Source organism: Moorena sp. SIO4A5 (assembly GCF_010672005.1).
In the GTDB taxonomy this organism is placed as follows: domain Bacteria; phylum Cyanobacteriota; class Cyanobacteriia; order Cyanobacteriales; family Coleofasciculaceae; genus Moorena.
This window is the reverse complement of sequence record NZ_JAAHHZ010000275.1, coordinates 1-6,178: the sequence shown is the minus strand read 5'-3', so window position 1 is coordinate 6,178 and position 6,178 is coordinate 1. Positions and strand designations below refer to the sequence as shown.

The window sequence follows — 6,178 nt, the reverse complement described above, 5'->3', positions numbered from 1 at the left end:
GGCAGGAACCCCAGGCATCGGAGTTGAATCAGCAGTTATGGGAGCAGGGGTGGGATATTCTGTTTTTTGCTGGTCACAGTGGCACTTCCCAAGAGGGGCAGCGGGGGGAAATTCAACTCAATCAGACGGAACGGTTGACTATCGATGATCTGCGGTTTGCCTTGAAGAATGCGATTGGCCGTAGGCCACGCTACGCGAACGCACGAGGGTTGCAGTTAGCTTCATCCGCTCTTATGCCTCACAACGAACATGCGCAGCATGAGTGTCAGATGAATTGCGGACAGGATCTTTAATCGTTTATAGTAGATATAGTAGGGAAAACCAAATAAGAGCTAACCGCCACCTACTAATTAAAAAAAACAAAATTTATTGTATTGTTCCGGTGCGGAGGGGCATCCCGTATCGTTAATAAAGCTTACCGAGTATCCTAAGCAGTAGCTGGAGTTGGTAAGAAGCCCACACTGAACTCAAAGAGTCAGCGTGGGAGTATGTCACCTATCTTTAATTCCTGTGATGGTTTCGGCTTAGCCTACCAGTTGGCAGCACAGCAAGATTTGTATTTGCCCCAGGTGATTGTGATGGCCGAGAAAGTGCCAGACCCAGTATCACCGAAGTTTTTGCGGTATTTTCTGGAAGCTTACATCCGGGGTTCACCCAAGGCTGTTACTGCTTGAGCTAACTGAAGAGGATTTTCAGGATCAGTACCAGGATGACCAGAAATAGCCTTTGGGTAGTGCAGCATTTAACCAGCTCAAAACGCTTTTTTCAAGCATCTTGAACAAGTATGGCATCACCATTGCTGGTGAAGGCAGCTGCCTGCAAAGACCGAATCATGATGTTTCGGCCGCCACCGATGTCCCTCGGCAATTCCATCTTGCATTCAGGACATCGAAAAATTTTCGAGCCACCTAGCTTGTTGTGCCGATGACCACAGTTGGTACAAGTTTTGCTGGTGTAGGATTCGTTGCACCGCACCACCAGTACATTCTTCCTAGCTGCCATCTGAGTTAAATGCTGGGCAAACTTGTAATGACTCCAACTCAACATATTCCTAACGGTTTTTCGGTTAATCTTCCTCGATGACTTGAGTACCATTTTACTGGTAGCAAACGTTGGCAGGAAGATTAACTTGTATTTGCCAATGAGAAATGATGCGACCTTGGAGTGCAAATCTTTGACCAAGCACTGAATCTTTTCCCTGATCCGGTCGGCAGCTTTCCGCATTTTGTGCCGTTGCCGCTTGAAAGGAGACTTGCTAGCACGAGAAAGGAGTTGGTCAAGGTGTGAGCACAGTCGGTTGATACGCCCAATGTCGCCCTTACCAATCTCCAAGACATTCTCACCATCGTAGCCCGTCAAGAAAGCACGGTTTCCAGGGTCGAGAGCAATTACCCTTTCTTGTTTGGTAGGTTCGGTTTCCACATGAGCGGGGAAACATCCATACCACTTGCCCCGCTGATAAACCAATTCAGTACCATACTCGGATTGACTAGGCAAAGGTGTTGATGCTTTAAAGGTCAAACCCTTGGTTTTCTTGGGATACCAAGTACCGTTCTTGAAGTTCCCCACCTTGAACTGAATGGTTTGAGATTTACTTCGGCAGGACTTGAACTTGGCTTCACCGCCATTAGCTTTCCCTTGCCTGTAGGCGTCTATTGCCTCATCGCAAGCTTCTTGAGCTTGATGCCCAGGTAACTCCCTAACCCAATCTGGTATTACCAAACTGCTTCGGTAGGCTTTTTGCAGGTCATCTTTGAGATTAAACCCGTTTTTTAACTGCTCCAGTGCCCAGTTAAAAACTTGCCGGTAGGCTGCCAGCCATTGCTTCCAAACCTTGTGCAGTTCAGCAGTTGGATACAGCCTGATTTTCCTAACACTGTTTGGTGCTAGTTTGGTGGATTTTCGGGAGTTGCTGTGCCTTTTTGTCTGCTTGTAACGCTTCCCGGAATTTCTTTTGGTATTTTCCCAATCCGTAAAGCCTAGAACTGAAGCAATGGAGGATGGACAGCAGATCTTAGACCAATTCTTGCTCCTTGCTGAGCTTGCACTCACCCCAAACCATGAGTTGCCACTGATTTTTTTCACACAGCCATCTAACCAGTTCGATGGCAAATCTGAGCAATCGGTCTGGGTGGGCAACCACAAGGCATTGGAGATCGCCTCGGAGAAATCTGTCCAGAATGGCGAGGAATTGTCCCCTCCTAAAATTGAGTCCGGAGCCAATTTCTGATATGTGTTCTGCTTCTGGGAATCTTGAACGTAGTCGTTCAGCTTGTCTTTCAAAATCATCGCGCTGGGAATAAGTTGAGACCCGCGCATAGCAAACAGTGACAATTGGTCGGGGTTTTGCTGCTGCCTCCTAGATTTATTCAAGGTTGTAGCGTCTTTTACCCTTTGGCTTCCTGATTGCTTTGAGCCTGGCTTCTGTTTCCCATCACCTAAGTGTTTTTGAGTTGAATCATCGAATTGTGGCGGATTTATTCGGCGTGACATCTCTCCTTAATAACCGCTTAAATTTCCTCTTACTAGTATAGTAAAAAATCAGTGCAATAAACGATTAATCAATGATTTTATTATTTAATGCTACGTCACATCAATAGTGAAGGCATTATTGGTTTATCTCATTCCTTAGTTGCAGCGGTTGTTTCCAGTGTCATGGTCTCGTTGTGGTCAATACCTGACGGTTTTTTTTGGAAAAATCTTTGACAACCTCTCTAGGAGGAGGTTAAGGGGAGGGCGGTGTATAAGTTGGGGTTTTGAGGGGATAGCTTCAAGGGACAATGGTGGAACTTATGTGTGATTAGTTCCGTCAAGAGTAATGTGACTGATGAGCATTTACCACTGGGTTACTGCAGAGATTGGCTACAGTTAGGGTTTCTAAAAAAAACTTTAGCTATCTCCGGATATCTGATTTTAATCCAGAAAAAATTTATAGGATATGGAAAACCAGAAATCACTTCTGGATAATTTATCATGTACCTGGTCTTGATTATGCCTTGGGGCAAACCAGGGTTAATTAACTATAAAAGGACAGTTAGGGACACTTATTTATCTGTCCCTAACTGTCCTGGATTTTATAGTTTAATTCAAGCTAGCTTAGCTATAGCAAACTTAGAAAAAGCAGAGACTAAAAATGCCAAAAACTCCTCAAGAAGAATTCATTGAAAAATTACAAAAACTTATTAAAAAGTTTCCACAATATGCCGAAATACTAGAATTGCTAATCGAAAAAATTCAGCAAGGAGATGAAGCCAAACTTCAAGTAATGCTTCAAAAGCTAAAGAATGGTAAAGGATGGTAAGCATTTATGGAAAGCTATAACACTTTGTATATAAGCTTTAACTCAAAAAGCTGCTTATAATCTCATAGGAATTATATTGATGAGATAGTCCAAGTAAAGGGTTATTTCTTTAGCTTCTTCGGGAGTAAAACTTAGACTAAGCTTTTGGGTTTTGATAAAATAGAGTGCATCGACATAAAGCTGTAAATCCCTATTCACAGGAATCAAAAATTCCTGTATTGCTCTATCCATCGGCTTCCAATTTCTGAGGTCTAAACAGTAATAGATCAACTGCAAATATTTTATGATTTCTTGAGAAAATACCTCAATATCCTCTGAATAATCTGTATCTACATTGTTTGGATTCTGGTCATAATGCTTCCTTAAAGCTGCTTCGGCAGCTTCTTGGGATAATGCTTTTCGGTTAGCCTTGAGCCATTCCATAGCTTCAAGGCTAGCCTCTTCACGTTTTTTCAACTCACTTAGTGCTGTCTCTAGTCCCTTAATTAACTCCCCCGCACGCTCCGAGTCTCCCGTATCCTTGGCTTGGATTTGTTCTATAGATTCTAATACCAAGGATTCTTCTGGATCTGGATATAGTACATCTTCCCGTTTTAGATTTAAAGCTTCGATAATTGCGTACGCATTATTCCGATCCACACGTTTTCCACTAAAGAAGCGCTTAACTGTTCTATCGGTCATCTTGGCTTTTACTGCAAGGCCCTCATAAGTTAGGGGATTACCTTCGTCATCTCTTTGACTGGCTCTAGCTTGCTTAAGACGCATTATTCCTTCAGGACTGGCACTAACGCTATCACGGTTGCGCTTTTTATTCATAGATAACAAATCTGTGTGATTGTCGTTGTTGAGAAGGACAGAAAAGGACACTTATTGATCCAAAACTGCTGCTTGACTGACTTTTCTGGCTTAGTAGGTTGGGTGGAACATCGTGAAACCCAACGCTGGCAATGGTTTTGTTGGATTTCACTACCGGGTGCATCTCATTAAAGCTGTTTGACCCGGTGGGTGGAACGGGCATCTTGCCCGTTTCATTTCCGGACGCACTGTCCTAACAGTGGCTACCGAAAAAATGAGGGCGAGCCCGTCCCTAAGGCAGCCTAAGCAAAATTTACAAAACTGAGATGCACCCTCGCTACCGATCCACCGCTCTAGGTAAAATCAAGGGTTTTAGGAGTAAAGTCAGTCAATCAGTCCAAAACTATTACTCAAGAGGTTAGAAAAGGACACTTATCTATCTTTGCTTTACTCCTGCTGAACTATTTTAGCGCTCAGCTTGCTGTTGGTGCAAGGCGCTCATAAGTTAGGGGCTTACCTTCGTCATCTCTTTCACTGGCTCTAGCTTGGTTAAGACGCCTTATTCCTTCAGCCGTGGCTCTAATGCTACGAGGATTGCGCTTTTGACTCATAGATAATCAATCCGTGTGATTGTCCTTGTTCAGAAGGACAGAAAAGGACACTTATTGATCCGAAACTGTCACTCAAGAAGTTAGAAAAAGACACTTATTATCTTTCCTTTATCTGTCCTTTACTGTGCTTGATACACCCATCTGCAAAATCTAGGATGGTGTTATAAGCAATCAAGCATCAGGAAAAAACAATGACCAACTTACTAAAGCAATTTACTAGCACTTTTAAGGCACAGAATAATACGCAACAGAATAGAGACAAAACTACTGTAGTCACAACCCCAACAACTGATAAAAACGGTGAGTCCCCAGTAGTAAGGGAATTTTCCATCTGGGGAATTGCCTTCCTGCTGATATCTGTATCTATAATATTTAACCTAGGACCTCACATGATTGCCAAATCTAAGTTCACAGGGAAATATAATAGCAAGGTAGAGATCAGCGTCGAGGGAATCACGGTAACAACTGAAATAGACACAAGAGAAAGTAATGCAGCAAATGACAATACCGAAGAAGAAGAAACTGAGAAAACCAGCCAGCTAAGTTCATCCTCTCGTTAAGTGGTTATGTATAAGAATTCTGGGGGCGATCTGGCCAAAGGCAGCCACTTTCAGCGATCGCCAAAGGCGATCGGTCCCTCCCCAGCTCCGATACAATAACCAGGATACTTAGAATTATTAGCATTAATAATGGCATATCAACACCATAGGCTATTATATACAGGACTTACCCATTGCTCCCATTATTCCCTGTTCCCATGATCCCCTCAACCGTAGAGGGTGAGCTAATCCAGATTTTGACCTGGTATTTTACCTTGTCTGATTAATGGTGAGTTAAAGCTTTCTGGGTAAACTACCTATACTTAATGGGTTAGCTGACGGCTGACCACTGACCACTGAATGCTTACCTATAAATCACATATCATACCCAAACAAATTCGGATCAACATCCTTCAAATCCAAATCTCCTAACCCATACTCAGCCCAACGTCTATCTACCATCGCTGCTACATCCCCATCTGACTCTAACGCTGCGCCCCATTCATGTTCCGTTTCCGGTGGAATCTTAGTAGTAGCATCAATACCCATCCGTCCCCCTAAGCCAATCTTTTCGCTGGCAAAATCCAAACTATCAAAGGGAGTATTAGGCAAAATAAATACATCCCGCACCGGGTCAACCTTAGAACTAATCGCCCACACCACTTGACGGGGGTCGCGAATATTAATAGTCTCATCCACCACAATCACAAACTTGGTGTAGGTAAATTGAGGCAAAGCACTCCAAAACGCCAAAGCAGCCCGTCGCGCTTGTCCTGGATAGGCTTTCTTAATGGAAATAATGGCTGCTTTATAACTCAGAGCTTCCATGGGCAAGAAGAAATCCACAATTTCTGAGACTTGTTGCCGCAGGATCGGGGTATAAATCCGATTGAGTGCGATCGCCATCATTGCTTCTTCTTTCGGTGGACGCC

Annotated in this window: 7 protein-coding genes and 2 pseudogenes; 4 read left to right on the top strand and 5 right to left on the bottom strand. The window is 43.5% G+C overall.

From position 1 onward, the window contains the following. Window positions 1-293: pseudogene (locus F6K57_RS34785) on the top strand (hypothetical protein); the annotation flags it as partial. A gap of 195 nt (window positions 294-488) precedes the next feature. Continuing rightward, window positions 489-674, top strand: coding sequence for a hypothetical protein (locus tag F6K57_RS34780; RefSeq protein ID WP_293035975.1), 186 nt, complete (start codon window positions 489-491; stop codon window positions 672-674). Window positions 675-765: 91 nt separating this feature from the next. Here the strand turns inward: F6K57_RS34780 and F6K57_RS34775 are convergent, their stop codons facing one another. Together F6K57_RS34775 and F6K57_RS34770 are read right to left on the bottom strand one after the other, a co-directional pair. Next, window positions 766-2,052 (bottom strand): transposase, encoded by a 1,287-nt coding sequence (locus tag F6K57_RS34775; RefSeq protein WP_293072527.1) that lies wholly within the window; start codon window positions 2,050-2,052, stop codon window positions 766-768. Next, window positions 2,015-2,335, bottom strand: a complete 321-nt coding sequence (locus F6K57_RS34770) for a recombinase family protein (protein ID WP_293072525.1) — start codon at window positions 2,333-2,335, stop codon at window positions 2,015-2,017. The genes F6K57_RS34775 and F6K57_RS34770 overlap by 38 nt, the downstream gene beginning before the upstream one ends. 798 nt (window positions 2,336-3,133) lie before the next feature. On the opposite strand from F6K57_RS34770, the gene F6K57_RS34765 reads away from it, so the two are divergent. Then, window positions 3,134-3,301 (top strand): hypothetical protein, encoded by a 168-nt coding sequence (locus F6K57_RS34765; RefSeq protein WP_293072523.1) that lies wholly within the window; start codon window positions 3,134-3,136, stop codon window positions 3,299-3,301. 54 nt (window positions 3,302-3,355) lie between these two features. Here F6K57_RS34765 and F6K57_RS34760 read toward each other — a convergent pair whose 3' ends face one another. Both F6K57_RS34760 and F6K57_RS34755 read right to left on the bottom strand, forming a co-directional pair. Then, window positions 3,356-4,117, bottom strand: coding sequence for a hypothetical protein (locus F6K57_RS34760; protein ID WP_293072522.1), 762 nt, complete (start codon window positions 4,115-4,117; stop codon window positions 3,356-3,358). 452 nt (window positions 4,118-4,569) lie between these two features. Continuing rightward, entirely contained in the window at window positions 4,570-4,707 is a 138-nt protein-coding gene (locus F6K57_RS34755; protein ID WP_293072521.1) for a hypothetical protein, read from the bottom strand. Window positions 4,708-4,898: 191 nt separating this feature from the next. Between F6K57_RS34755 and F6K57_RS34750 the strand changes: the two genes are divergently transcribed. Next, window positions 4,899-5,267, top strand: a complete 369-nt coding sequence (locus tag F6K57_RS34750; protein WP_293072519.1) for a hypothetical protein — start codon at window positions 4,899-4,901, stop codon at window positions 5,265-5,267. A 354-nt stretch (window positions 5,268-5,621) separates the two neighbouring features. On the opposite strand, the pseudogene F6K57_RS34745 reads toward F6K57_RS34750, so the two are convergent. Then, window positions 5,622-6,178 (bottom strand): annotated as a pseudogene (locus tag F6K57_RS34745) (UbiD family decarboxylase domain-containing protein); the annotation flags it as partial.